Genomic DNA, 26,018 nt, shown 5'->3' with positions numbered 1-26,018 from the left:
GCCGGCGATAGGGCCAGTACAGGTTAGACGATTGAGCTGAAAGAAATGTGATGGGAGGACCGACGGCCCTCCCGGAAGGGGTGAGTCAGAACGCCTTGGCCGGGTCGATCACCAACGCCCGGTAGCCCACGCTACCCGGCTGCCGGCTATGCACCTTCAGCTCCACCAGCACCCCCTGGGTCCCGCGCCGTACCCCGTTGAGCACCGTGGTGCTGGGTATCGGTCTCTGGCCGGTAGGCCACCACCGAGGTCACCGGGCTATACCACTCGTCGCCACGCTCCTGCCTGCATGCACTGGCCTCATCGCCGGCAAGCCGGCTCCCACCTCTACCGCATCGCGCTCAAGGCCCAAGTACCTGTGGGGCTTGCCGGCGACGGGCCGGACCTGTCAACCAAGCTCGCGCAGGTAGGCCCAGGGGTAGATACCACGCTCGTGGCCATCGCTGAATATCAACTGCACCCCATACCCCTGCGCCACCACACGCTCCACACGCACATCATCCCTTACCAACGAAACCCGCCCCTGCAACCGCGCCGCCCGGCATTGCGAGCAGGGGCATGCGCCACGCAGGCGGGCGTGGCTGACGACCTGCTCGGCCTCCTGCCATTGCACGATCAACTGCCTCGCCTCGCGCTGGTTATGTATCGCGTCCGGGCTGTTCATCACACGGCTCCGCGCAACTGCGCCAAGGCAATGCGCACCGCCTTGCGCACTTCCGGGTCACTGTCGGCCTCGGCCGCCTGCAGCACCGGCAAGGCGCGGGGCAGGCCTAGTTCGCCAAGCGCCAGCGCGGCTTCCTTGCGCAGGTTGGCGATGCCGTGGCTGAGCAACCCGGCCAGCGCCCCCAGTGCCTCGGCATGGCGCAGGCGGCCCAACGAGCGGGCGGCGCGCAAGCGAACCTGCCAGAAGTCATCGCCCAACGCGTCGACCAATGCCTGACCGGCCTGGGCATGACCAACCTTGCCCAGGGTCGTCGCGGCCTCTTCGCGCACCTGCCAGGCAGGGTCATGTAATGCACCAATCAAAGCCGGCAACACGCTGCTGTGGCGAGCAAGGCCCAGGGCGCCAATTGCCGCGCGACGTACCTCAGTGTCGGGCTCATGCTCGGCCAGTTTCGCCAGCGCGGGCAACGCCGGCTCATGCTTGAGCCAGCCCAGGATAGCAACGGCTTCGCGCCGTACAGCGGAGTCCTGGTCCTGCAGTGCCAGCAGCGCCGGCCTGGCGGCATCCTCAAGGCGCAGCTCGCGCAGGGCACGCAACGCACTGGCACGGACGAAGGCATCGGCATGGCCGACCCACGGCAGGATCAACTGCCCGGCCTCTTGGCTCTTCAGCTCGCTGAGGCTCTGCGCGGCGGCAAGACGCACCGTTTCGGCGCTGTCGGCCAACGCCGCACACAGCGCCTGTACCACTTCCGGCTCTTCCCAGGCCTCCAGCAAGCGTGCGGCCTCGGCGCGCACCTCATCGGCACCATCGACCAGCAGGGCATCGGTCAGCCATGGCAAGGCTAGCGGATCTTCCAGGTCGGCCAGTTCGATCAAGGCGATGCGCCGCACGCCTGCGTCGGCCGCTTCGAGACGTGGCAGCAGTTCGAGAATGTCGGGGTTGTCGATGTGTCGTTCAGTCATAGGGCAATCCGTAGCGGCGGGTGGTCGCTGGCTGGCAGGCCAAGTGGTGTCAGGCGCGGAAGTTCGCGGCCTTCTTCATGGCGTAGCAAGGCCAGGCAATGGCGCTTCAAGTGGGTGAACTCAGGGCTGGTCAGCAGGCTGGCGCGGCGTGGGCGCGGAAAGCCCAGGCGCAGGTCCTCGATAAAGCGGCCGGGGAGCGGGCTCATCACCAGGATACGGTCGGCGAGGAACAGCGCCTCGTCGATATCGTGGGTGACGAACACCACGGTGGTACGGATGCCTGCCCAGATGTCCAGCAACAGCTCCTGCATGCGTGAACGAGTTTGCGCATCGAGGGCACCGAAGGGTTCGTCCATCAGCAATAGCCGCGGCCGGTTGATCAGCACCCGAGCGATCTCGGCCCGTTGCTGCATGCCTCCGGACAGCTGGCTGGGCCAGCGCCCGGCAAAGTCGGCCAGGCCCACCAGTTGCAGCATATCGTGAGCCTGCTGGCGACGTTCGACGCGGCCCAGGCCTTGCATCTTCAGGCCGAAAGCCACGTTGTCGAGCACGCTACGCCAGGGCAGCAAGGTGTGGTGCTGGAACACCATGCCACGCTGCGGTGACGGCCCGGCAACAGCCTGGCCGTCCATGCTCAACTGGCCGCTGCTGGGCAGCAGATGCCCGGCCAGGGCGCCGAGCAACGTCGACTTGCCACAACCGGAGGGGCCGAGGATGCAGACGAACTCGCCGGGCTCTACGGCGAAGTCCACTCGCTGTACCGCCTCGAACGCTTCGCTGCCGTGCCCCAGGCGTATCGACAGGTCACGGCCTTCGATACGCCCTGGCAGCTGTTGATAGCTGTTCATCAGCTGGCCCTCCGCGTGCGGTACCAAGGCGTGGCCAGCTCCCCGAGGCGCTTGACCAGGGCGCTGCTGCCCATGCCCAGCACGCCGATCAGCAGCATGCCGACGATGATGTCCGGGTAGTTTTGCAAGGTGTACGACTCCCAGGTGTAGTAGCCGATACCGAACTGCCCGGAAATCATCTCGGCGGTGACCAGGCAGAACCATGAGGTACCCATGCCGATGGCCAGGCCGGTAATGATGCTTGGCAGTGCGCCAGGCAGCACCACTTCGCCCAGGATCGCCCAGCGCCCGGCACCGAGGCTGCGCGCCGACGCCACCAGCCGAGGGTCGACGGCCTCGACGCCGTGCACGGTGTTGAGCAGGATGGGGAACAACGCGCCGGTGAAGGTGATGAACACCATCGACAGCTCCGACGATGGGAACATCAGGATCGCCAGCGGGATCCATGCCACCGCCGGGATCGGCCGCAGCACTTCGAGCGGCGGCAGCAGGGTGTCTTCGGCCCATTTCCAGCGGCCGATCAGTACCCCCAGGGCCACACCCAGCAACGCCGCGGTGGCATAACCGGCAAACACCCGCGACAGGCTGCTGCCCAGGTGCGCCAGCAGGGTGTTGGAGGTCAGCAACTGCCAGGCTGCTTCCAGCACTGCCTTCGGCGTGGGGACATAGGTGAACGTCAGCAGACCGAGGTCCAGCTTGACGCTTGCCGCCAACTGCCAGAACAGCAGGCAGCCCAGCAGCGAAGCCAGGCGCACCGGCCAACGCGTGAGGTTGCAGGTCATGTCGGTACCTCCCGGTCAGCGCTGGGCGACCAGCTTCTGGTTGGCGCTGACGAAGTCCAGCGCTTCACCGCCATGGGCCTGGGCATATTGCTCGGCCTGGTCCTTGAGCAGGAACGCCGCCAGTTCGCCCTTGGTGTTGCGCACGAACCAGGCCTGGTTGGCCAACAACTTGATGCCGCTGTCGGCGGCCTGGGCGTAGATCGCGCGGATGTCCTTGCCCTCCTGCTCCAACTGGGCCAGGGCGCCGAGGGCGGCCTCCGGCGAAGCGTAGTGGCGGACCTTGTCTTCACCGCGCACCCAGATCTGCGCCAGGCGGCTGAAGTCGGTGATCGGTTTGCCGGTCAGCGCGTCATTGGCCTTGAGTGGCAGCGGCTCGTAATCTTTCAGCGCCTTGTCGTAGTCCAGGCCAGCCTGCTTGAAGGCCGCACGGATGTACTGGTCGTCGATGAACTTGTCGGTGTCGAGGCCAAGGTCGGTCTTTTTCAGCAGCTTGAGCGTATCGATGGACGTAGCGACTGCCTGGCGGTATTCAGGCTTCCAGGTCAGGTCGCGGGTCTGCAGGCCGAGCGGGCCGTGGAACAGGTAATTGACCTCCGCTTCAATGCCGGTGACCTTTTCGATCAACTCGCTGTACTTCTCCGGCTCGGCGGCGATCAGGCGGTCGGCTTCCATGCTGGCACGCAGGTAGGCGGTGACCACTTCCGGGTACTTCTTCGCATAGTCGGCATCGACCAGGGCGCCATGGAAGGTCGGCGCGTTGGCCTGGGCGCCGTCGTAAATCTTGCGGGCGAAGCCGCGGTTGGGGAACAGCTCGGCAAACGGCACGAAGTCGGCATGCGCTTCGATGCGGTTGCTGCGCAGGGCGGAGCCGGCGATCTCCGGTGCCTGGGCAATGATCCGCACATCCTTCTGCGGGTCCCAGCCCTGGGCTGCGACGGCGCGCAGCAACATGCCGTGGGCGGTGGAGGCGAACGGCACGGAAATGGTCTTGCCCTTGAGCTCGCCAAGCGACTGCACGCTGGACGCCGCCGGTACGACGATGCCGTTGCCGCTGCCATGCACACTGCCCGACAGCACGCTGATGAACAGGCTGCGCTTGCCGGCATCCAGGTGCGCGACGCCGTTGAACGACCCTGGGAAGTCGGCCATGGCGCCGAAGTCGAGTTTGCCGGCGACCATTTCGTTGGTCAGCGGCGCGCCGCTGGTGAAGTTTTTCCACTCGACCTGGTACTTGGCATCTTTGTATTTGCCGTCATGCGGCAGGTACTTGTCCAGCAGGCCCAGTTCACGTATCAGCAGGCCACCGGTGGCGCAGTTGATGGTGGTGTCCTGGGTGCCGATGGCGATGCGGATGGTTTCGGCGCTGGCATTCAGGCCAGTGAGCGCCAGCGCTAGGCCGGCCACGGTTGCAACAAGGCGCATGGGTATTTCCCCTCGAATCGTTTTGATTTATGGAGTCGTCTCCGCCACCGGGCTTGGGTGGTGGGAAACGAGGGGCATTGCAGGAGGGCGTCCGGTGGTTCGCCGGATGGCTGGGGTGCTTCAGCGCAGCAGGTACGGAATGTCGACTTTCACCGCACCGGTGGGGCAGTCCTTCTCGCAGGGCATGCAGTACCAGCATTCATCGAAGGCCATATAGGCCTTCTGCGTGGCCGGGTTGATCGCCAGCAGGTCCATGGGGCAGACCTCGACGCATACGGTGCAGCCTTTTTCGGCGATGCACTTGTCTTCGTCGATGGTGACCGGGGCGCTGCTGCGGAAGAAGATTTCTTGCGGCTGGTAGGCCATTTCACGGAGTCCTTGGGGCCTTCATGGGCACCCGTTTCTGGAAGTTTCTGCATTCGCTGTGGGAGCGGGTTTACCCGCGAATGCGGTGGTCAACGCACCGACGCTTTCGCGGGTAAACCCGCTCCCACAGGGCACAGCGTCGCCTAGGCGGCATCGGCTTTCACTCTCAAGCGGTCGTAAGCGGCCTGCTCTTCGGCATCCAGCGGGATCAGGTAAGGCTCCACGGCCTTCTTGAAACTGGTCATCTCGCCGTGCTCGCCCTTTTTCAGGTGGCAGTGGCAAAACCATTCGCCATCGTTGCGCTCAGGGAAGTCCACCCGATGGTGGTACAGCCCCCAACGGCTTTCCTCGCGGAACAGCGAGGCCCGTGCAGCCATCTCGGCGCAATCGCGGATCACCGACACTTCCATCGCACGCATCAGTTCATGCGGGTTGCCGGCTTTCATCTGCTCCAGGTCACGTTCGATCTCGGCAAAGCGTGCCAGGCCGATTTCCATCTTCTTGGTCACCTTCGGCGGCTGCAGGTAATCGTTGACCATGCGCCTGAGCTTGTACTCGACCTGGGCTGGCGGCAGGCCATGCTCACGCTGCAGCGGCGCAAACACCCGCGCGCGCTCGCGCTCTACCTGCGCGGCATCGACCTCGGCGAGTTCGCGCCCGGCCACGTACCGAGCAGCGTTCACCCCGGCAAACCAGCCGTAGGTGAAGGCGCCGAGCATGTAGTTGTGCGGCACCGCGGCCATGTCACCGGCGGCATATAAACCCTTGACGCTGGTCTCGGCCTTTTCATTGACCCACACGCCCGAGGCCGAATGCCCGGAACAGAAGCCGATTTCGGAGATGTGCATCTCGACCATGTGCTGGCGATAATCGGTGCCACGCCCGGCGTGGAACTGGCCACGGCTGGGGCGTTCGTTGCTGTGCAGGATCTCTTCGATGTTCTGGATGGTCTCTTCGGCCAGGTGATCGAGCTTGAGGAACACCGGGCCATTACCGCCTTCGAGTTCCTGGTGGAACTCCCACATCATCTGCCCGCTCCAGTAGTCGCACTCGATGAAGCGCTCGCCCTTGCTGTTGGCGGTGTAGCCGCCCAGTGGGCCGGTGACGTAGGCGCAGGCCGGGCCGTTGTAGTCCTTGATCAGCGGGTTGATCTGGAAGCACTCGAGGTTGGCCAGTTCGGCGCCTGCATGGTAGGCCATGGCGTAGCCATCACCGGCGTTGGTCGGGTTCTCGTAGGTGCCCATCAAATAGCCCGACGACGGCAGGCCCAGGCGCCCGGCAGCACCGCAGGCGAGGATCACCGCCTTGGCCCGTACCACGCGAAACTCGCCGCTGCGGCAATCGAAGCCCAGTACACCGGCAGCGGCGCCTTCGCCATCGAGCAGCACACGGGTGCAGACCATGCGGTTGCTGATCTCGACCCGGGCACGCTTGAGCTGGCGATACAGCACCTTCTTGATGTCGTGGCCTTCGGGCATGGGCAGCACGTAGGCCCCCATGTGGTGAACCTGCTTCACCGCATAGTCGCCAGTCTCGTCTTTCTCGAACTTCACGCCCCAGCGGTCGAGCTGCTCGATGGTCTCGAAACTGTGGGTGGCGTAGGCATGCACGGTGGCCTGGTTGACGATGCCGTCATTGGCCACTGTGATTTCCTTGGTGTACTGCTCCGGCGTGGCATGGCCGGGAATGATGGCGTTGTTCAGGCCGTCCATGCCCATGCTGATGGCACCGCTGCGCTTGACGTTGGCCTTGTCCAGCAGCAGCACGCGCAGGCTTTTGTCCTGCTCCTTGGCCTTGATCGCCGCCATCGGCCCGGCGGTGCCGCCACCGATGACGATGATGTCGTAGTCCTGGGTGTGGATGCTCATGCCTTGCTCCCCTTCTGGCGGTCGATGCGCAGGCGGTACTGGAAAGCATCGCCGCGGTAGTACAGGTGTTCGAAGTCCAGCGGCGTACCGTCGGCGGCGTGGGTCAGGCGCTCGATGCGCATGATCGGCGCGCCCTCCTCCACCCCTAACGCCTGGGTCAGGTCGCTGTCGGCCAGCACCGCATCGATGGCCAGGTCGGCGTGGCCAAGGGCGATGCCGCAGTCGTTTTCCAGCAGCAGGAAAATGTCGCGGGTGACCAGGTCGGCCTTTTCCAGTTTTTCGCCGACGGCCTTGGGCAGCCAGGTCAGCTCCAGCGATACCGGCTCGCGGTTGATCAGCCGCACCCGGCGGATCTCGGTGACCAGGCTACCCTCCTCGACCTGTAGCCGCGCTGCCACCAACGCGTTGGCCGGCACATGGCGAAAGCTGCGCAGGCGGTTGAGCACTTCGTAGCCCATCTGCGTCATCGACTCGCCCAGGCCCTGCAGGGTGCTGACGTTCTGGAACGCCTTGGGCTTGGCGACGAAGGTGCCCTTGCCGTGAATCTTGAAAATCAAGCCTTCCTTCTGCAGGTCGCCCAGCGCCTGGCGCACGGTGATGCGGCTGACGTCGAAGGCCTTGCCCAGTTCGCTTTCCGAGGGCATGCGGCTATGCGGCGGATAAGTGCCGTCGAGGATGCGCTCGCGCAGCAATTCCTTGAGCTGGGTGTAGAGCGGTACCGGGGACAGGGGGAGCAGTTCGGCCATGGGTCTCTTCGCTGATCGATGACTTGTTATAACAAGCTGTGACCAGAGACTAGCGGGTATAAGAACCGGCAAGGAAATACTGATATCGAATATGGATAGATGGATTTGCATTGGCCTGTGCCGGCCCTTTCGCGGCTAAAGCCGCTCCCACCTCGAACGCACAGGCCTCAAACCTGTGGGAGCCACTGTCTTGTATTGCCTGGACTGGCCTCATCGCCGGCAAGCCGGCTCCCACAGGTACTGCACAGGGCTTGAGGCTATGCGGTCGAGGTGGGAGCGGCTTTAGCCGCGAAGGGGCCGGCACAGGCCACGAAGGAAAAAAGGCCATAGATCAAGGCGATGGACGCGACCGGCGCAGATGGGTATCATGCGTGCGCGTTGCACTCGTAGCTCAGCTGGATAGAGTACTGCCCTCCGAAGGCAGGGGTCGTGGGTTCGAATCCCGCCGAGTGCGCCATATCAAAAAGCCCTGGGAGATCTCCCGGGGCTTTTTCGTTTCTCCTTGACGTCAAAAAGCCATCAAGATGAATTGACGAAAAAAGCACTTTGCCATTAGTGTTGCTCAGTTTTTCGGTATTGAATAATGGATACCGAACGGATTCGGCTAATAGACTAGGTAGGTCTCAAGGATGCGCGGAGTATTACTACGCAGCGGTAGAAGTGAGCACTTCACAGCATTGGGCGAGACTGGCCAGCCCGTCTATCGCGCTGCTTTGCAGATCCGCGAAGCGATTCGCCGCAAGTACCCGGAGCACCCAGAGCTGATCGAGCACCTGGCCATCCCCCAGAGCGATGAACAGGGCAGCACCATCGACTGGTACAGCGACCGCCCCGGCGATGTGATCCCCTGGAGCAGCGCCACCGAGGAAGAGCGTGCGCCGGCACGGGTGCAGCTTGAAGTGTTGCAGAGCAAGATCAACGCCCTGAGCAACACCTTGTTGGGCCTGGATGCCAATGGCCAGCCTACGGCCACCAGCAAGAAAGCCGCCCAGGGCGACAACGCGGTGTTCGGCAAGCTGCTGACCTGCGTGGTGCCCTTCCCCGACGAGAACTTCGTCTACCTGGTCGATGGCCGCCCGGTACTGACCTTCTGGGGCTTCATCCATGCCGGTGCCGAGCGCAGCCGGCAGCCCCTGCACTGCCTTTATCCACGCACCACGCCCATCGCCGAGCCCGTGGCTGCGCCGTTGGCACCTGCTGCTGCCCCCATGGCCCCGCCAGCACCAGCTCTAGCACCAGCGGCTGCGGTCGCACGCTTGCCGTGGTGGCGCAATTGGCGCTGGCTGCTGCCTTTGCTGTTGCTTTTGGCACTCCTGCCCCTGCTGCTGTTCGGGCTGCGTGGCTGCATCCCGGGGGTCGATCTTTCCGGTCCAGGCATGCCGGATCTGGACCGTAATAGCGCTACCCAGGCCAACGACATCGCTACCCTGGCAAGCGGTTCGCCGTCCGTTGTTGGCGCACCGAACGGCAATGTCCAGGTGCCGACCTCCGGCACCCCGGGGGCAGTGGTTGCTCCGGTTCCCGCGCCTACCGGCCAGACCGATGCGGGCGATGAACCGCCACAGGCCGGCAACCAAGCAGAAGGTACACCAGAAGCGACGCCAGTTCCGGACGAGCAGCCAGCAGCAGAGGAAACGGCTGGCACTCAGGCCCCCGCCTCCTCCGGCGACAACACCCCGCCAGCGCCACCACAGTTGGCCGACGAGCAACCGCCAACCACAACAGCACCAGCCGCGCCAAACCCGTTGAGCATCCCGCCAGATGCGGCGGACGGCACTGCCGATTTCCTCAACGGCAACTGGGCCGGCGCTGGCATCCAGGAGGTAGGTACAGGCAAACCGCTACGCCTGAAATACGACTTCCAGGACGGCAAGGGCCAGGCCACCGTCAGCCGCTCCGACGGCGTGCAATGCCAGGCACCCGTTACCGCCGCCATGCAGGGCGGACAGTTGTCGATCAACAGTGCAGGCCAGGCTGCCTGCGCCGACGGCAGCAGCTACGAGCTGCCGCAGGTGGATTGCATACCCAACGCCAACGGCGCGGCTGACTGCACCGGCAACTACGGTGCCCAAGGCTTCCCGATGCTGATGAACAAAGCCGGCTAATCACACGAGAAACGCAGAAGATGTTGCCCGAAATCACCCAGTTCGAAGAAACGGTCACGCTGGTCAGCGATACCGGAATTCAATTCATGGATTTCGCCCTGCGTCTCGGCCCGGATGGCGAGCAGACCGGCAAATTCGTCCAGCTCAACAACGGCATGGTGCCTACACGCCTGCTGTGGTCCAAGGAATACAAGGACTTCTACGAGCCCGAGCCGGACAAAGTGGTACAGGTGGAGTTCGACACCAGCGAAGAAAGCCACTTCCGCCTGCCCATGGAAGACAGCCTGAAGCTGCTGGACGGGGTATGGTTGCCCATCCCGTTCCTGCGCTTCACGCCCCCCTATCGCTTTGATGAAGGCCCGAACAACTGGGCGCGCATGCGCCTGGTCAAGCTCGCCGAGCCTGACCTCGACGGCAACACCCACCGCCTTACCCTCGGTTTCGACAGCCGTACCATGCCGCTGGTAGCCGGTGCACCGTACCTGGCACCCAACGAAGACGACGTGCGCGCGGGCGTGGCGTTCAAGCTGGCCTGCAGTGCCCGCGAATATGGCTGGTTCCTGACCCACACCTGGATCCGCGACTGGCTGACCGAGGTGTACACAGAGGCCCGCGCAGAGTGGACGCGCGAACGCCTGGAACGTGACCTGCAGGGTAACCGCCACCTTGGCCACTACCTGAACCTGCTGAGCCTGTTGCGCCGCCCGGTGCCGGCCGAGCAGAGCGGCGAAAAACCAAAGGTCGAGATCCCGGAAATCAAGGTGATCGCCAACGAGGCCAATGGCATCGTCAAACCGATCCCGGTGGACCTGGTGCTGGACGTAGGCAACTCGCGCACCTGCGGCATCCTCATCGAGGACCATGGCCAGGCGGGTTCGGGCATGCGCCACAACTACGTGCTGGCGCTGCGCGACCTGAGCGAGCCGGAAAAGGTCTACAACCAAGCCTTCGAGAGCCGGGTCGAATTCACCCATGCGGCCTTCGGCAAAGACCACCTGTCGATCAAGAGCGGCCGGCACAATGCCTTCCAGTGGCCGACCATTGCCCGGGTCGGCGGCGAAGCCAGCCGCCTGGCCAGCCGCAACCGCGGCACCGAAGGCTCGACCGGCCTCTCCAGCCCCAAACGCTACCTGTGGGACGAAAAGGCCTACGGCCATGGCTGGCGCTTCAACACCGCCTACGTCAAGACCGACAAGGAGCCCATGGCCGTCGCCGCGCCATTTGCCAACCTGATCAACGACCGTGGCCAGCCGCTGTACCTCAAACCCTTCGACATGCCGGTGTTCAACCCACGCTATTCGCGCAGCAGCCTGATGACTTTCATGCTGGCCGAAGTGGTGACCCAGGCGCTGAGCCAGATCAACAGCCCGGCCCAGCGTTCGCGCCAGGGCCATGCGCGGGTGCCGCGCCAGCTCAACAGCATTACCCTGACCGTGCCGCCTGGCATGCCCCAGGCCGAACGCAGCCTGCTCAGCAACCGCCTGTACGAAGCCATCGGCCTGGTCTGGAAAAGCCTGGGCTGGCACCAGGACGAGAGCAACCCGTTCAAGGGCAAGGACGTCAAGACCCGTACCCCGTTCCCCAGCGTGCGTGTGGAGTGGGACGAAGCCAGCTGCGGCCAGCTGGTTTACCTGTACAACGAGGTCAACGAAAACTTTGCCGGCCACCCGGAAGAATTCTTCGTCGCCCTGGCGCGCCCGGACAAACAGGAACACGAACAGATCAGCCTGGCGACCATCGACATTGGCGGTGGCACCACCGACCTGGTGATCACCGATTACCGCCTGGACCGTGGCGCAGGTGGTGGTGCCGGCGCCAACGTGCATATCGTGCCGACCCAGCGCTTCCGTGATGGCTTCAAGATTGCCGGTGATGACATCCTGCTGGACGTGATCCAGGAGTTCATCCTGCCGTCCTTCGCCAATGCACTGCGCACTGCCGGCGTTCCGGCACCCGATGCGCTGATGTCGCGCCTGTGCGGCAATGGCGATGCCACGGCCCAGGAGCGCCTGCTGCGCCAGCAATTGAACCTGCAAGTGTTCGTGCCGCTGGGCCTGGCCCTGCTCAAGGCCTATGAGCAATTCGACCCGGCGCAACCGCAGGCTGCCGTGGAGCAGACCTGGCAGCAGGTACTGGGCGAGGCCAGGGTCAATGACAGCGTACTGGCGTTCGTCAACGCCGCCGTGCGCCGCGAAGTCGGCCGCGACGGTGCCCTGGACCTGCTGCAGACGCCCATTGTCTTCGACCTCGAGCAGGTCCACGCTGCCTTCATGGGTGGCCAGATCAACATCACCAAGGTGCTCGGCGAACTGTGCGAAGTGGTATTCAACTACCCCTGCGACATGCTCCTGCTGACTGGCCGCCCGTCGCGTCTGCCCGGCATCCAGGCCTTCATTCGCCAGCGCCTGCCGCTGCCGCCAGGGCGCATCCTGCCGATGCAGAACTACCGCACTGGCGGGTGGTACCCGTTCCACCGCAATGGCCTGATCGACGACCCGAAAAGCACCGCCTCGGTGGGTGCGATGATCTGCCTGCTGTGCTCCAAGCACAGCGTGCCGAACTTCTACTTCCGCACTGCCGCGCTCAAGCCGTATTCGGTCATCAAACACTTCGGCCAGATCGACAATGCCGGCACCATCAAGCACGCCGACGTGCTCTACCACGACCTCAAGTCCGACAAGGGGCTGATCGAGTTGCCGATCGTCGGCGAGGGTGAGGAGCGCGGTACGCCCTGGCTGGAAATGCGCGGCGACATGCACCTGGGTTACCGCCAACTGGCCGCCGAGCGCTGGTCGGCCTCACCGCTGTACACCCTGCGCTTCACCCCCTCGGGCAGCGCAGCGTTTTCCCGCGCGGTGGGCAAGAACGGCGAGGCTCCTGTGCTGCGCATTCGCCTGGAAATCGAGCAGTTCGACCAGGAAGAACGTGACCAGGGGCTGATCAGCGACAAGCTGGTCATCCAGAAGCTGGAATCGAACATCCTGGATGCCGACTTCGATTTCGACCGGGATCTTGAACTCTCACTCAACACCATGCCGACCATGAGCTTGAGTGACAGCGACTATTGGCTCGACAGCGGGAACGTCAAAGGAAAATGAGCGACCTTACGCCAAAGCAACAGCAGTTGATGGGTGCCTGGGGCGCCATTCACAAAGGCGCCGGCGAGGCCCTGGACTGGATCGAGCAGGTGCGTGGCAATGCCGCCAGTGTCGAGGCCGAGGCCGATGGCCTCAACCTGCGCCTGCGCCAGGCCCGCAACCGTGCCAAGGACCTGCAGCGTGCCGCCTCCACGCCCATGGTGATCGGCTTCTTCGGCCTGTCCCAGGCGGGCAAGTCGTACCTGATCTCGGCATTGGCCGCCGACCGCAGCGGGCGCCTGGAAACCGATTTCGGTGGCCGCACCCTGGACTTCATCGAACATGTGAACCCGACCGGCCTGGGCAAGGAAGCCACCGGCCTGGTCACTCGCTTCAGCCGGCGCGCCAAGCCCAGCCCGGATGCCAACCATCCGGTCGAGCTGAAGCTGTTCAGCGAAATCGAAGTGGCCAAGATCCTGTCCAATGCCTGGTTCGAGGATTTCGACCAGGAAAAACTGGATTACACCTATACCGACGAACGTATCCAGGCCCTGCTGGCCAGCTTCGAGGGCGGCGAGAACAAAGGCCTGCAACCGGGCGTCAACGGGGATGACGTGGTTGCCTTGTGGGACTACCTGAAAGGCAACTACGAAAAGTCGGTGCGCAAGCTCAACGAGCTTTACTGGCCACGGGTGATCAAGCTGGCGCCACGCCTGAACCCGCGTCAGCGCGCCAAACTGTTTTCGGTACTGTGGGGTGAACAGGACGCCCTCACCGAAATCTATGAACTGCTGGTCGGCGGCTTGCAGAAGCTGGGGTTCCCCGACACCGTCTACGCCCCCTTGAGCGTACTGGTGAAGGAAGAGAACGGCGCCTACACCCAGGCCAACAGCATCATGAACGTCGATATTCTCGGCCGCCTGGGCACTGGCCGCGACCTGCCAGTGAACGTCCTGCCGCTGCACGGTGACAAGGTCCAGGGCAGCGTTTCACTGTCGGTCGCGCAACTGGCGGCACTGACTGCCGAAATGACCTTCCGCCTGACCAACAGCCCCAAGGACCCGGTAGTAGAGGAAGTCGACCTGCTCGACTTCCCCGGTTACCGCACTCGCCAGAAGCTGCTGCGTATCGAAGATGCAGCAAGCCCCGACGTGGTCGAGGAGGTCAACCCGGCCGCCAGCCTGATCCTGCGTGGCAAGGTCGCCTATCTGTTCGAGCGCTATACCGACGCCCAGCAGATGAACGGCCTGGTGTTGTGCACCAGTTCGTTCAAGCAAAGCGAAGTGGTCAGCGTCGGGCCGGTGCTGACCCGCTGGATCCACAAGACCCAAGGCGCCACGCCCAAGGAGCGCAGCCAGCGCACCCCCGGCCTGATCTGGGCGCTGACCATGCTCGATGGCTTCATCGGCAACACCCTCAGCCTGAGCGAGGGTCAACTGCCCGAAGGCTGCGAGAACATGATGAAGCTGACCATGATCGAGCGTTTTGGCAGCCAGGAGTGGATGAAAGACTGGTCCGGCGTACCGTTCAATAACACCTACCTGGTGCGCAAGCCACGCCTGGATACCGCGTTCATCGAACGCGACACCGGCAACGGCGAAGAAACCTGCCTGAACGAACGCCATGCACCGCGCCTTGTGCAGTTGCAACAGTGCTTTGCGCAAAGCCCGTCGGTGCTGCGTCATATCAAGGACCCGGCCGACGCCTGGGCCGCGATGCTCGAACTCAATGACGGTGGTATCAGCCGCTTCAGTGGCAGCTTCCAGGGCATCAGCAACATCGACTTCAAGCTCACCCGTATCGAAGAGCAACTGGAACAGTGCCGCACCGACCTGCTGGAGCACGGCCTGAATACCTGGCGCGAGGAAGACTTCGAACAGCTGCTGAACAAGAAGCGGGAAAAGACCCAGTACCTGCTCGACAACCTGGGTGCCGACCCGGATGCGATCAGCGAACTGATCCATGCCTTGCAAGTGCCTGTCGAACAGCTGCGCGATCTTTACCTGGGCGGCGTGTACGACATCGATGGCATTGACGGCGACGCCGCTGAAGAGCCGGAACAAGCCGCCAAAGCCCCGGCCAACAAGGCCCCGGCCATCAGCTTTGGCAACCTGTTCGCCAACACTCCTGCCGCCGCACCAGCACCGGCTGCCAAGCCGCTGGCCAAGCGCCTCACCTCTGAGCAGCGCTTTGTCCGCGCGGCGTTGAAGGCGTGGATCAAGCACATGCGCGACCTGGGCACGCAACCCATGCGCCTGAGCAGCCTGCGCATCAGCCGTGAAGTGGTCGAGGCCCTGGTCGAAGAGCTGGTCAGCGCGGTACGCCGCCCGCTGTTCATCGAGCAACTGGACACCGCCGTCATGCGCCGGGTGCTCAACGGCATGCGCCGCGACCAAATGGTCCAGCGCCAGGTGCTGACGGTGCAGTTGGCCATGCGCGACTTCCTTTCCTGGTTCGGCTTGCTGGAGAAGCCCGCCGATGAACGCCCGAACAGCCTGCTGGGTTCGCGCGAGCCAGTGTTCAACTTCTACCAGAGCGTGCCCCAGGGCGAGCTGCCGGTACTGCCGGAACAACCGCCGCACCATGAACAACGCTTCCTGGTCGACTGGCTGTCGGGCCTGGCCTGGCTGACCCAGGAAAACGCCAAGAGCGGCGCCGACCCGGAAATCACCACCGAGCAGCGACGCCAGTTGGCGGTGCTGCTGAACACCTTTCAAGCGAGTTGATTGCAATGGGTATCAGAGTTGATGTGCTGCCACTGGAAGTGAACACGCCGGGCCAGGGCCTGCTGCGGATCACCGGCTGGGAGGGCGCCAGCGAAGGGCTGCAATGCTCCCTGCAAAGCAGCCAGTCCCATGAGTTCCTGCATGAAGGCGGGCACTGGGGCAACGTCGCCCACTGGTTCCGCCTGGATAACCTGATTGCCGTTGCAGGCGCGCCAGCCATCGAGACGCGGATCGGCCCCAACCTGATCAACCCGTTGTTGCAGGCCAGCGGCACCGCTACGTTCCGCATCGAGGTCAGCAACCCGCAGACCGGGCACAGCGACCTGGGCATGGTGCGCATCAACAATGCCATCGTGGCCTCCGTCGAGTCGGTGCCGGCGCTGGAGAAGTCGCCGCCACCGGCACCGTTGCCGAGCGCGTCGGTGGTTATCGAGCCACCGGCGGCGAGCACGCCGGAGCCTGCTCCTGCAGTGGCTGCAGACCCCGAGCCCGAGCCCGCGCCAGCCCCTCAGCCAGCGCCAGTCGCTGCGCCGCCGACGGTGGCGGCCAAACAAGGCAACAAGTGGCTGCTGCCCCTGTTGATCCTGATCCTGCTGGCGCTTGCCGCCGGGGGCGGCTGGTGGTGGTTCAATCGCAACGCCGCCGAAGCACCTGCACCCGTACCGCCTGAAGACCAGCCCGTCGCCCAAACCGAAACGGCCAAACCATGCTCGCTGGAAAGCATGAAAGGCCAGACATCGCTGGCATTCCTGCAGTCTTGCATCCAGAGCAAGCCAGACAGCGCCGCGCTGCTTGAGGTGATCAACCTGGCCAAGGCCAACGACCAGTGCGACGTGGCCCAGCGCCTGTATGCCAACCGTGCCAATGCCGGTGACATCCAGATCGCCACGGCCTACGCCCACGAATACGATCCCAAGTACCACCAGCCAAGCAACTGCTTCAAGGCCCCGGAAAGCGCCACGGCAGCCTCCTGGTACGAGACCATCCTCAGCTTCGATGAGAACAACGCCGAAGCCAAGCAGCGCTATGAGGAGCTCAAGCCATGAAGCTGCGTATTGGCGCCGCATTGCTGGCCTTGTCGCTCAGCCCTGCCCTGCAGGCAGCCGAGAAGCCCCTGCTGCAGGATGGCAAGAAAACCCTGTTCCAACGCGTGCTGACCACCCCTGGCTGCAAGCTCAGCGATAGCGCCGGTGCCGCCCCTGGTGCCGCGCAGCCGACTTTCAGCCGCTTCTATGTGTATGAACGTGCCCAGGCCGACGCCCGCGAGTGGCTGCGGGTGGGGCCCGACACCCAGGGCAAGAGCATCGGCTGGCTGCCTGCGGACTGCACCGTCGAATGGAAAATGCAACTGACCCTGGCCTTCACCAACCCGGCCAACCGCGACCGGCTGATGTTCTTCAAGGAACGTAACCAGCTCGAAGGCATCCTCAATGCCCCCGACCCGGTCAGCCATGTGGCGCCGCTACGCGCCAAGCTCAAGCATGGCACCGAGGCGCCAGGGGTACTGGCCGAAGAGCCCGAGTACTTCGTCGACCTGCAAAAGAACTTTTACCTGCTGCCAGTGCTCAGCGGCGAAGAAGTGATGACGGAAGAAGGCTTCCGTACCCGCATCCTCAACGTGGCTTCGGTCAGCAAGGCCGATAGCGCCGCAGCGGCTTCGCCTGCACCCAGCCAGGCCGCTGCCAACCAGCAGTTGAAGGCGTTCAGTGCCGCGGTGGTGTTCGTCATCGACTCGACCATCTCGATGGACCCGTACATCGACCGCACCCGTGAGGCGATCAAGCGCGTGTATGCGCAGATCGAAAAGGAAAACCTCGGCAAACAGGTCAAGTTCGGCCTGGTGGCCTACCGTTCCAGCACCAAGGCCGTACCGGGCCTGGAGTACGTCAGCAAGATGTACGCCGACCCCAACACGGTGAAGGACGGTGCCGACTTCATGGCCAAGGTTGCCGACCTCAAGCAGGCCAAGGTCTCCAGCAGTGAGTTCAACGAAGATGCCTACGCCGGCGTGATGTCGGCCGTGGACCAGATCGACTGGAGCCAGTTCGGCGCACGCTATGTGGTGCTGATCACCGATGCCGGAGCCATCGACGGGGGTGACAAGCTGTCCAGCACCGGCCTTGGCGCCGAGCAGGTCAGGATCGAAGCCAGCAACCCGGGCGTTGCGCTGTATACCCTGCACCTGAAAACCCCGAGCGGGGCGAAGAACCACAGTAGCGCCGAGGCACAGTACCGCACGCTGTCGAACTACCCGGGTACCAATACCTCGCTGTACTACCCGGTCAATGCCGGTGATGTGCAAGCCTTTGGGCGCAAGGTCGACGGGCTGGCTGCGGCCATCACCCAGCAAGTGCGAGCCGCCTACATGGGCGAGGCCGCCATTGGCAGCGCCACCAACGCCAAGGCCGACCCCGCCGAGAAGAAAATGCTCGAAGATGCCGCGCTGATTGGCCACGCCATGCAGCTGGCCTACCTTGGCAAGGCCACCGGCAGCCAGGTGCCGCCGGTGTTCCAGGCCTGGATCAGCGACCGCGACCTGATCAAGCAGAATGTGCCGACCACCGATGTGCGCGTCTTGCTGACCAAGGCCCAGCTCAGCGACCTGAGCGATGTGCTCAAGCAGATCCTCGATGCGGCCAACGAAGGCATGATTTCGCCTGACGAAATGTTCACCCGCCTGCGCTCGGTTGCAGCGACCATGGGCGCCGACCCGAACCAGCTGAAGCAGGGCTCGAGCACCCGTGTGGCTGACCTGGGCGTACTGGGCGAATACCTGCAAGACCTGCCCTACCAGAGCGAAGTGCTGAACCTCGACGAAGAAACCTGGAAAGGCTGGGACGGCCTGGCCCAGGAGAAATTCATCCGAAGCCTGAGCACCAAGCTTCGCCATTACCAGCGCTACAACGCTGACGTCGACCGCTGGGTCGCTCTGGCTCCGGGCAGTGACAGCCGTGACAACGTCTACCCGGTACCACTGGAAATGATGCCCTGACCCCACATGCTCGAGATCAAGGGATTACGGGTTGTTCGAGGCGAAGGATCGCAGGCTCACCGGATACGGCTGGACGCGCTGTGCCTGCAGGCCGGCGAGATTCGCGCCATTACCGGCGAAAGCGGCTGCGGCAAGAGCACCCTGCTGGAAGCCATCGGCCTGCTGCTCAAGCCTGAACAACTGACGCATTACCGGCTTGGCCCGCAACGCCAGGATGTGGCCAGCCTGCTGGCCACCGACCAGCAGCCGGCGCTGGCGGCATTGCGCTCACGCGAACTTGGCTTCGTGCTGCAGAACGGTGGGCTGCTGCCCTTCCTCAGTGTGCGTGACAACATTCTGCTGCCGCGCCGCCTGCTCGGCCTGGCACCTGCCAGCGCAGCGGTGGACAAGGCCGTCGAAGCACTGCGCCTGGCACCGCTGCTGAGCAAGCTGCCCCAGGCGCTGTCCATTGGCGAGCGCCAGCGGGTGGCCTGCGTGCGCGCCATCGCCCACGAGCCAAAGGTGCTGTTGGCCGACGAGCCAACCGCCGCACTGGACCCACACAACGCCGAGCGGCTGTTCGAGCTGCTGCTGAATCTGGTGGCCGAGCTGGGGCTGAGTGCCTTGGTCGTGTCACACGACTGGGCGCTGGTCGAACGCTTCGGCCTGCCACGGCTGGGCGCCATCAACGGTCAAGGGGAAACACGCTTTGAACCCGTGGCATAAACGCCTGCTGCTACTGGTCAGGTTGTCCCTGGCCGACCTGTGGCACGACCGCAACGTTTCCCTGTGCATGGCGGCCTCGCTGGTGGCCGTCATCGCGCCCCTGCTGCTGCTGTTCGGCCTCAAGCACGGAGTGGTCAGCCAGTTGCAGCAGGAACTGCTCAGCGACCCGCGCAACCTCGAAGTCAAGATGCTCAGCAGTGGGCACTACGACCAGGCTTGGTTGCAGCGCCTGCAGGCACGCCCGGAGGTAGGCTTCGCCATTGGCCAGACCCGCTCCCTGAACACCCAGGCCGACCTGCTCGGGGCACATGGCCGCTTTGCCGACAATGTCGAAGTCATTCCTACCCGAGCCGGCGACCCGTTGCTGGCGACAGACCTGAGCGAGCTGGCGCCCAACCAGCTGATCCTCAGCGAACGGGCCGCCGAGCGCCTTGACGCCAAGGTTGGGGACACCCTGCGCTTGCGCGTCGCCCGGCGCCTGAACGAGGTCAACGAGCGTGGCGAGCGTGCCCTGCAGGTACGCGCCATCGTCGGTTCGGTGCGCTTCGCCCGGCCGGCTGCTTTCGTCAGCCCCGAGCTGCTGATGGAGCTGGAGCACTACCGCGATGGCTACCTGGTCACCAGCCTGGGGGCCAGCAGCGGCCAGGCCCTGGACGCCTTGAAAGTCGGTTACGCCCGGGCGCGGGTCTATGCGCGAGACATCGACAGCGTGGCGCCGCTGGAGCACTGGCTCAATGAACAGCGTATCGAGACCACCAGCCGCTTGGCAGAGATCGACAACGTCAAAGCGATCAACCACGTGCTGGGGCTTATTTTCGGCGTTATTGCCGGGGCCGCACTGATTGGCTGCATCGCCTCGCTGGTCGGCGCCTTCCTGGCCAACATCGACCGCAAGCGCCGCCACCTGGCAGTGCTGCGCCTGCTGGGCTTCAGCAGTGCCGCAGTGTCCGCCTACGTGGTACTGCAAGCGCTGGTGCTGAGCCTGGCAGGCTACCTGGGCGGGCTTGGCAGCTACTACCTGGGCAGCCTGCTGTTCGACCGGCTACTGGTCAGCAGCCAGGCAACCGGCGCCTTCATCTGTCACATCACCGTCTGGCATGGCCTGGTCGCCCTGCTGCTGGCCTTCCTGGTCGCCGGCCTGGTCGCCCTGATCGGCGCCTTGCGTGCCATACGGATACAACCTGCGGAGAGCCTGCGTGAACTCTAAAGCCTATAGCCGCCTGCTTCTGGCGCCACTCGGTCTCGGCTTCGCCCTACAGGCAGCAGCGGCAAGCTGGGACGAGAAGTACTACAACCCGATGCCTGATGCCGACGACGTGGTGCTGCCCATGCCCTGCGACGGAGCCATGGTGTTTCGCAAGGTGATGATCCCGGTGGCCGGGCCGCTGGACGACTACCCGATCAACATCGGCCAGGACAGCGCCGAATGGGGCTATGTCGAGCAGACCCGACCCGCCTTCATTGCCGGTAGCTTCACCAGCGCCAAAGGCGAGAAGTCGCGCTATTACCTGCTGGCCAAGTACGAGATGAGCCAGTTGCAATACAAGGCGTTGATGGACGAGACCTGCCCGACCGCCGCCAACAAGCAACGCCTGCCGATTGTGTCGGTTTCCTGGCTGGATGCCCTGCAGGCCGCCGACAAGTACAACCGCTGGTTGCGCGCCAATGCGCCAGACAAGCTGCCCCGCGAAGATGGCGCCCAGGGGTTCCTGCGCTTGCCGACCGAGGTGGAATGGGAGTTCGCCGCGCGCGGTGGCTTGCAAGTCAGCACAGCCGAATTCCGCGATGGCCGCTACCCCATGCCCGAAGGCCTGAATGCCTACGAATGGTTCGCCGGTGCCCAGTCCGCCAACGGCCAGTTGCAGCTGAGCGGCCTGCTCAAGCCGAACCCGCTGGGCCTGCACGACATGCTCGGCAATGCCAGCGAGATGATGTTCGAGCCGTTCCGCCTGAACAAGCTCGACCGCCAGCATGGCCAGGCTGGCGGCTACGTGGTGCGTGGTGGCAACTACCTGACCAGTGAGGGCGACCTGCGCACCTCGCTGCGCCAGGAAGAGCCGTATTACAACGCCGAAGGCGCCGTGGCCAAGAAAACCAACGGCCTGCGCCTGGCCATGGTTTCACCCACCCTGACTTCGCGGGACCGGGTAAAGAGCATCGAGAAAAGCTGGAGCAACCTGGGTAGCGATCAACCGGCCACCGAGAGCAAACAGAAAGGCACCGTCAAGGCGCTGGAAGAGCTTGCCTCCAACGTCGAAGACGAAGCCCTCAAGACCCAGCTGAAAACGGTCGAAAACCAATTGCGCGCCAGCAACCAGCAACAGCAGGAAGCCCGCGACCAGGCAATCCGCGCCAGTCTCAACCTGGGTGCCTTCCTGTGTACCAAGATGCTCGACGATGGCCAGTACCTGGACTTCCTGCAGAAAAATTACGCCAGCAACTGCAAGGCCGGCGAAGAGGACCCGACCTGTGGCGTGCGCAAGGTCAAGCTCGAAGAGCAAGAGCAACGCTTGCACAAACTCAGCCGTTACTACGCCAGCTCCCTTGTGGAGTCCGGCTCGCTGTACGGCAAAGACTTGATCGAAGCCCAGGTCCCGGTGCTGGACGGCTCGTTCAAGGCCAACAAGAACCTCAAGGAACTGTCGCCGTACCTGCAAACCCACTGGGCCAACCAGGTGTCGTTCCTGAAGACCCAGAAAATTGACGCCACCGCTTGGCTGAACAAGTGCAAGACCGTCGCACACTGACTCAAGGACATCCAGGAGCTGCAACATGAACACCACCCCATCCAGCCGTATCAACCCTTGGCTCAGCTTGCTGATGGCCGCGTGCCTGGCCTTCACCGGATGCGCCAGCACCGGCAGTTCGCTGACCGGTGGCGGCGGCACCGCCGACCCGCGCCTGACTACTGGCAATGATGCGAAGTTCTTCAGCACTTCGGGCTTCCAGGCCTGCGCCCTTGCCGCTGGCGGCGGTATCCTTGCCTGCATGCTGTCCAACTCGGGTAACAAGGCGGCTTGCTCGATCATCGCCGGTGTCGCGGCATGCGGCGTGGCAATGGGCGCCAACTACTACCTGGACCAGCGTCGGGCCAAGTATGCCGATACCACTGAACGCCTGAACGCGATGACCACCGAAGTACAGGGTGAAACCGCCAAGGTGGCGGAGCGTACCAACACCCTGCAACGCGTCATCAATGACGACAAAGAACAGATTGCCAGCATCCAGAACAGCATCAAGGCCAAGACCATAGACATGGCCAAGGCCCAGCAGGACATCGCCAACATCGACCAGAACATCAGCTTGATGCGCAAAGACCTGAACAACATGAAAACCCGCGTTACCGAGTACCAGCAGGTGGCCAAGCTCGAACGAGACGGCGGCGCCAGCCCAGCCGAGGTGCAGAAGGTGGAAGCCGAAATCGCCAAGATGAACACCAAGGTCGCGTCGCTGCAGCAAGAGGTCGACGGCCTCTACAACCAGCGTTCGGCTATCACCTTGGGCTGAGGGAGAGCACGCCATGTTCCTGCGTAACTGCCTGTGCCTGGCCCTGCTGGCCAGCCTTGCGGGGTGTGCGACCACTGCTTCGCAGTGCAATGCCTCTGACAGCGACACCAGCCTGATTGGCAAACTCAACTGTGACTATGGCGGAGGCTATGCCGAAGGCGTACGCAACAGCGAGCAGAGCCTGCTGAGTGCCCAAGAGCAGAACCGCCAGTTCAACGAGGTCTACGCACAGTTGAGCGCGCTGCAGGCCTCGACCCGCCAGGACCTGCAAAGCCAGCAGCGCCAGCAGGCCAGCCTGGAGAAATCGTTGAATGGCCTGCTGAGTACCCTCAAGGCCCGCCATGGCAACAAGAGCGATGTGCAAAAGCAGATCGCCGCCCTGGAGCAGCAGCTCAAGGCCAACCAGGCTGCGCCCTCGCAAAACGCCAGCAGCGCCCAGATCGAAGCTCGCAAGCAGAAACTCAAGGACCTGCAACAGCAGGTCAGCCGCCTTCAGCTAAGCCTGGGTTACGAGTAAAACCTTTTCGGCAGCTTCGGCTGCCGAATCTTTTCAGGATATCCACATGCAGCGGGTTACCCGCGACACCAGCCCGGCCAAGGACGACCTGCGGGCACTCGAAGAGGCTATGGCGATCATCGTCAGGCACTTTCCCCCAAGTATTGCCCACCTGTTTGCCACACCACGCACTGGCAAGGACGGCCTGCGCGAATGGTGGTCGGACCTGCAAGGTCAACCGCACCGTTACCACGACCTGGGCGCCGAGCAGCAGGCAGCCTTGCTGCGCCTGTACGACGAACGCCAGGAAGCAGTACGCCAACTGGTAGGCAAGCTGGAAGGGCTGGGCCAGGCCAACGAGGCGGCCCTGTTACGCAAGCTGATCGGCCCTGCCAACCTGGACAACCTGTACAGCGTCAACGGGCAACCACTGGTCGTACGCTGGGTCGAGCCGGCACCAGTCAAGCCCGCGCCGGTGCCCGTACCGCCACCTGCGCCGGTGGCCCGCCGGCGCTGGATATGGCTGCCGTGGTTTCTGCTGCCGCTGCTTGGCCTGCTGTTGCTGGCCCTGGCCTGGTGGTTCGGCTGGCCGCACCTGCAGCACTGGCTGGCCAGCCGCGACACAACGCCGTTCGCCTGCGTGAAGGACACGCGGATACAGCCGCCGGAATTTTCCGTGGTGCTCGATACCTCGGGCTCGATGCTGCTCAACGTCGCCGCTACCCCGGAAGACGAAAAATGGTTCTTCCAGCACATCAATGATGATCCGAACATCGATCAGCAACGTGTTGCGCAACTTACCCAGGCCCCCATACGCATGGACGTGGCCAAGAGCAGCCTGACCCACCTGATCAACGACCTGCACCCGGCGGTCGACATGCGTGTGGTGACTTTCGATGGCTGCCGTGCGCCGCTGGACCATGGCGTGTTCAAGCTTGCCCAGCGCCCGGCCCTGATCGAAGGTATCCAGGCACTGGTACCCAACGATGGCACCGCCCTGGCAGCCAGCCTGGACATGACGGCCAGAACCATGAACGGCCGCGACCGCGACGGCATGATTCTGATGTTCATCGACGGCGCGGACGGTTGTGAGCAGGACGTTTGTGCCGTGGCGCAACGAATTGCCCGCGAGCAGCCACGCCTGCGCGTCAACCTGATCAACATCAGCAACAGCAACCTGGCCAGCTGCGTCGCCGAGAACACGGGTGGCCGAATCTATTCCGCCAACGACGCCGAGCAGATAGCCGCAGCCCTCAAGGATGCCAGCCAGGAAGTCTCCAGCACGGCTGATTGCGACTAGGAAGAACCATGCAAAGGGTAAACCGCGACACCGATGCCAGCCAGGATGCTGCCAACGCCCTCGAACAGAGGGTGGCCCTGATTCGCCAGCATTTTCCACCGGGTATCGCCAACCTGTATGCAATACCCAGGCAGGGCCGCGACGGCATACTGGAATGGTGGTCCGAGCTGGAGGGGCAACCACATCTGTATGCCACGCTCGGACGAGAACAGCAGGCAGCCCTGCTGAAACGCTACGAAGAGCGCCAGGCTGCTGTCGGGCAGTTGGCAGACGAGCTGCAAAAGCGCGGCCAGGCACCTGCCGCAGAGGCGTTGCGCACACTGGTCGGGCCACCGGATCTGGCCAACCTGTACAGCATCAACGGGGAACCTCTGGTGATTCGCTGGGGGCAGCCGACACCTGTCGCGCCACCGCCAAAGCTAGCGTCGGCCAAGCCAAAGCCCGCGCCAACGCCAAAACCCGTGGAAACGCGCACCACAGTGATGGTCGAACGCCGCCCCCTGCGCCTGTGGCCCTGGTTGCTGTTTGGCCTGCTGTTGCTACTGCTCTACTGGCTATATAGCAGTTGGCCGGCACTGTACCAGCGCTGGCAAAGCTACCCGCAGACTGCAATCTGTACGCCAGGCGGTGCCTTCCAGGCGTCGGAGTTTGCAGTGGTGCTGGACACCTCCGGTTCCATGGACCAGCGCATCAGGGTGAAAAAGGAGGATGACCCTTGGTATATCGCCTTGCTGGCCCGCATTCCCTACGTCGATGAGCTGCTGGCCAACAACCAGCCACAACGGCTCACCCGCATGGATGTGGCCAAAAGCTCGCTGACCTCGGTGATTGGCGACCTGGACAAGGATGTGGACATGCGCCTGGTCACCTTCGATGGTTGCCGCAGCCCGGTCGATCACGGTGTCTTCGGGCAAGGCCAGCGCGCCGACCTCATCAAGCGTGTAGCCGACCTGAATGCACGGGGCGGGACAGGCCTGGGCATCAGCCTGCAAGCGGCAGCCAGCAAGATGAACGGGCGCGACCGGGATGGGGTGATCGTGATGTTCGTGGATGGCCGGGACAGTTGCGGCACCAGCGTGTGCAACGTGTCGGAACAAATAGCCAGAAGCCAGCCACGACTGCGGATCAATGTGGTCAACATCAGCGCCAGCACCGGCTCGAACTGCGCAGCCAGCAACACCGGCGGGCGGGTGTACACCGCCAATGATGCCGCCGCCGTTGCCGCAGCGCTCAAGGAAGCGAGCCAAGAGGTGGCGGCGAGCGGTTGCCTGTAGACACGGGCTTGCCCGCGAAGCATCCAGCGCGGTGCATGGCACCGGCTGTGCCGGTGTTCGCGGCTAAAGCCGCTCCCACAGGGATAGCGTGCGCCCAAAGCCTGCACAGTACCTGTGGGAGCTCGCCCGCGAAGAATCCAGCGCGGTGCATGGCACCGGCTGCGCCGGTGTTCGC

20 protein-coding genes, 1 tRNA gene and 1 pseudogene are annotated in these 26,018 nt (G+C 63.8%); 13 read left to right on the top strand and 9 right to left on the bottom strand.

What is annotated here, in order from left to right; genetic code table 11:
- Positions 1–85: 85 nt before the first annotated feature.
- The 9 genes and pseudogenes from MJ643_RS31600 to MJ643_RS23715 form a co-directional block, all read right to left on the bottom strand.
- Positions 86–284 (bottom strand): annotated as a pseudogene (locus MJ643_RS31600) (aryl sulfotransferase); the annotation flags it as partial.
- A gap of 104 nt (positions 285–388) precedes the next feature.
- Complete coding sequence (locus MJ643_RS23750; protein WP_024087985.1) at positions 389–664, bottom strand: gamma-butyrobetaine hydroxylase-like domain-containing protein; 276 nt, start codon at positions 662–664, stop codon at positions 389–391.
- Complete coding sequence (locus MJ643_RS23745; protein WP_013970419.1) at positions 664–1,629, bottom strand: HEAT repeat domain-containing protein; 966 nt, start codon at positions 1,627–1,629, stop codon at positions 664–666. The genes MJ643_RS23750 and MJ643_RS23745 overlap by 1 nt, the downstream gene beginning before the upstream one ends.
- A complete protein-coding gene (locus tag MJ643_RS23740; RefSeq protein WP_208209539.1) occupies positions 1,626–2,477 on the bottom strand; it encodes an ABC transporter ATP-binding protein in 852 nt (283 codons plus the stop codon). The genes MJ643_RS23745 and MJ643_RS23740 overlap by 4 nt, the downstream gene beginning before the upstream one ends.
- Positions 2,477–3,259 (bottom strand): ABC transporter permease, encoded by a 783-nt coding sequence (locus MJ643_RS23735; RefSeq protein ID WP_013970417.1) that lies wholly within the window; start codon positions 3,257–3,259, stop codon positions 2,477–2,479. The genes MJ643_RS23740 and MJ643_RS23735 overlap by 1 nt, the downstream gene beginning before the upstream one ends.
- A gap of 15 nt (positions 3,260–3,274) precedes the next feature.
- Positions 3,275–4,681 (bottom strand): ABC transporter substrate-binding protein, encoded by a 1,407-nt coding sequence (locus tag MJ643_RS23730; protein WP_208209540.1) that lies wholly within the window; start codon positions 4,679–4,681, stop codon positions 3,275–3,277.
- Positions 4,682–4,801: 120 nt separating this feature from the next.
- Positions 4,802–5,047, bottom strand: a complete 246-nt coding sequence (locus MJ643_RS23725; protein ID WP_008096634.1) for a ferredoxin family protein — start codon at positions 5,045–5,047, stop codon at positions 4,802–4,804.
- A 143-nt stretch (positions 5,048–5,190) separates the two neighbouring features.
- A complete protein-coding gene (locus MJ643_RS23720; RefSeq protein WP_013970415.1) occupies positions 5,191–6,915 on the bottom strand; it encodes a fumarate reductase/succinate dehydrogenase flavoprotein subunit in 1,725 nt (574 codons plus the stop codon).
- Complete coding sequence (locus MJ643_RS23715; protein WP_013970414.1) at positions 6,912–7,661, bottom strand: GntR family transcriptional regulator; 750 nt, start codon at positions 7,659–7,661, stop codon at positions 6,912–6,914. The genes MJ643_RS23720 and MJ643_RS23715 overlap by 4 nt, the downstream gene beginning before the upstream one ends.
- 380 nt (positions 7,662–8,041) lie before the next feature.
- Here MJ643_RS23715 and MJ643_RS23710 point away from each other — a divergent pair.
- The 13 genes from MJ643_RS23710 to MJ643_RS23650 all read left to right on the top strand — a co-directional run bounded on the left by MJ643_RS23710 (position 8,042) and on the right by MJ643_RS23650 (position 25,843).
- Positions 8,042–8,118: transfer RNA gene (locus tag MJ643_RS23710), tRNA-Arg, on the top strand.
- A 172-nt stretch (positions 8,119–8,290) separates the two neighbouring features.
- Positions 8,291–9,766, top strand: coding sequence for an SrfA family protein (locus tag MJ643_RS23705; protein WP_024087982.1), 1,476 nt, complete (start codon positions 8,291–8,293; stop codon positions 9,764–9,766).
- 20 nt (positions 9,767–9,786) lie between these two features.
- Positions 9,787–12,864, top strand: a complete 3,078-nt coding sequence (locus MJ643_RS23700; protein ID WP_024087981.1) for a virulence factor SrfB — start codon at positions 9,787–9,789, stop codon at positions 12,862–12,864.
- Positions 12,861–15,569 carry a virulence factor SrfC family protein gene (locus MJ643_RS23695; RefSeq protein ID WP_013970412.1) on the top strand — a complete coding sequence of 903 codons (2,709 nt, stop codon included), beginning with the start codon at positions 12,861–12,863 and terminating at the stop codon, positions 15,567–15,569. The genes MJ643_RS23700 and MJ643_RS23695 overlap by 4 nt, the downstream gene beginning before the upstream one ends.
- Before the next feature lie 5 nt (positions 15,570–15,574).
- Positions 15,575–16,615 carry a hypothetical protein gene (locus MJ643_RS23690; RefSeq protein ID WP_247727014.1) on the top strand — a complete coding sequence of 347 codons (1,041 nt, stop codon included), beginning with the start codon at positions 15,575–15,577 and terminating at the stop codon, positions 16,613–16,615.
- On the top strand, positions 16,612–18,561 hold the full coding sequence (locus MJ643_RS23685) for a vWA domain-containing protein (protein ID WP_013970410.1): 1,950 nt from the start codon (positions 16,612–16,614) through the stop codon (positions 18,559–18,561). Before MJ643_RS23690 ends, MJ643_RS23685 begins: the two co-directional genes overlap by 4 nt.
- A 6-nt stretch (positions 18,562–18,567) precedes the next feature.
- Positions 18,568–19,266: an ABC transporter ATP-binding protein gene (locus MJ643_RS23680; protein ID WP_013970409.1), complete on the top strand. Its 699-nt coding sequence runs from the start codon at positions 18,568–18,570 to the stop codon at positions 19,264–19,266.
- The gene (locus MJ643_RS23675) at positions 19,250–20,473 is read left to right on the top strand and encodes an FtsX-like permease family protein (protein ID WP_013970408.1); all 1,224 of its coding nucleotides are present in this window, start codon (positions 19,250–19,252) and stop codon (positions 20,471–20,473) included. Before MJ643_RS23680 ends, MJ643_RS23675 begins: the two co-directional genes overlap by 17 nt.
- The gene (locus MJ643_RS23670; RefSeq protein ID WP_013970407.1) at positions 20,463–22,013 is read left to right on the top strand and encodes an SUMF1/EgtB/PvdO family nonheme iron enzyme; all 1,551 of its coding nucleotides are present in this window, start codon (positions 20,463–20,465) and stop codon (positions 22,011–22,013) included. Before MJ643_RS23675 ends, MJ643_RS23670 begins: the two co-directional genes overlap by 11 nt.
- A gap of 25 nt (positions 22,014–22,038) precedes the next feature.
- The gene (locus MJ643_RS23665; protein ID WP_013970406.1) at positions 22,039–22,773 is read left to right on the top strand and encodes a hypothetical protein; all 735 of its coding nucleotides are present in this window, start codon (positions 22,039–22,041) and stop codon (positions 22,771–22,773) included.
- Positions 22,774–22,786: 13 nt separating this feature from the next.
- Positions 22,787–23,290 (top strand): hypothetical protein, encoded by a 504-nt coding sequence (locus MJ643_RS23660; protein ID WP_013970405.1) that lies wholly within the window; start codon positions 22,787–22,789, stop codon positions 23,288–23,290.
- A 46-nt stretch (positions 23,291–23,336) separates the two neighbouring features.
- Positions 23,337–24,569, top strand: a complete 1,233-nt coding sequence (locus MJ643_RS23655) for a hypothetical protein (protein ID WP_013970404.1) — start codon at positions 23,337–23,339, stop codon at positions 24,567–24,569.
- Positions 24,570–24,577: 8 nt separating this feature from the next.
- Positions 24,578–25,843, top strand: coding sequence for a VWA domain-containing protein (locus tag MJ643_RS23650; protein WP_013970403.1), 1,266 nt, complete (start codon positions 24,578–24,580; stop codon positions 25,841–25,843).
- Positions 25,844–26,018 lie beyond the last annotated feature (175 nt).

It is taken from the genome of Pseudomonas sp. PNPG3 (assembly GCF_023093815.1).
Taxonomy (GTDB): Bacteria; Pseudomonadota; Gammaproteobacteria; order Pseudomonadales; family Pseudomonadaceae; genus Aquipseudomonas; species Aquipseudomonas asiatica.
Note: the sequence above shows the minus strand (reverse complement) of the source record. Positions and strands in the feature narration are given on the sequence as shown.

Bases quoted from the DNA above. Each gene is read 5' to 3' on its own strand.
- MJ643_RS23750 (WP_024087985.1), bottom strand. From the start codon at position 664: ATGAACAGCCCGGACGCGATACATAACCAGCGCGAGGCGAGGCAGTTG.
- MJ643_RS23680 (WP_013970409.1), top strand. From the start codon at position 18,568: ATGCTCGAGATCAAGGGATTACGGGTTGTTCGAGGCGAAGGATCGCAG.
- MJ643_RS23695 (WP_013970412.1), top strand. From the start codon at position 12,861: ATGAGCGACCTTACGCCAAAGCAACAGCAGTTGATGGGTGCCTGGGGC.
- MJ643_RS23700 (WP_024087981.1), top strand. From the start codon at position 9,787: ATGTTGCCCGAAATCACCCAGTTCGAAGAAACGGTCACGCTGGTCAGC.
- MJ643_RS23650 (WP_013970403.1), top strand. From the start codon at position 24,578: ATGCAAAGGGTAAACCGCGACACCGATGCCAGCCAGGATGCTGCCAAC.
- MJ643_RS23725 (WP_008096634.1), bottom strand. From the start codon at position 5,047: ATGGCCTACCAGCCGCAAGAAATCTTCTTCCGCAGCAGCGCCCCGGTC.
- MJ643_RS23720 (WP_013970415.1), bottom strand. From the start codon at position 6,915: ATGAGCATCCACACCCAGGACTACGACATCATCGTCATCGGTGGCGGC.
- MJ643_RS23685 (WP_013970410.1), top strand. From the start codon at position 16,612: ATGAAGCTGCGTATTGGCGCCGCATTGCTGGCCTTGTCGCTCAGCCCT.
- MJ643_RS23655 (WP_013970404.1), top strand. From the start codon at position 23,337: ATGCAGCGGGTTACCCGCGACACCAGCCCGGCCAAGGACGACCTGCGG.
- MJ643_RS23735 (WP_013970417.1), bottom strand. From the start codon at position 3,259: ATGACCTGCAACCTCACGCGTTGGCCGGTGCGCCTGGCTTCGCTGCTG.
- MJ643_RS23665 (WP_013970406.1), top strand. From the start codon at position 22,039: ATGAACACCACCCCATCCAGCCGTATCAACCCTTGGCTCAGCTTGCTG.
- MJ643_RS23660 (WP_013970405.1), top strand. From the start codon at position 22,787: ATGTTCCTGCGTAACTGCCTGTGCCTGGCCCTGCTGGCCAGCCTTGCG.
- MJ643_RS23715 (WP_013970414.1), bottom strand. From the start codon at position 7,661: ATGGCCGAACTGCTCCCCCTGTCCCCGGTACCGCTCTACACCCAGCTC.
- MJ643_RS23745 (WP_013970419.1), bottom strand. From the start codon at position 1,629: ATGACTGAACGACACATCGACAACCCCGACATTCTCGAACTGCTGCCA.
- MJ643_RS23740 (WP_208209539.1), bottom strand. From the start codon at position 2,477: ATGAACAGCTATCAACAGCTGCCAGGGCGTATCGAAGGCCGTGACCTG.
- MJ643_RS23705 (WP_024087982.1), top strand. From the start codon at position 8,291: ATGCGCGGAGTATTACTACGCAGCGGTAGAAGTGAGCACTTCACAGCA.
- MJ643_RS23690 (WP_247727014.1), top strand. From the start codon at position 15,575: ATGGGTATCAGAGTTGATGTGCTGCCACTGGAAGTGAACACGCCGGGC.
- MJ643_RS23730 (WP_208209540.1), bottom strand. From the start codon at position 4,681: ATGCGCCTTGTTGCAACCGTGGCCGGCCTAGCGCTGGCGCTCACTGGC.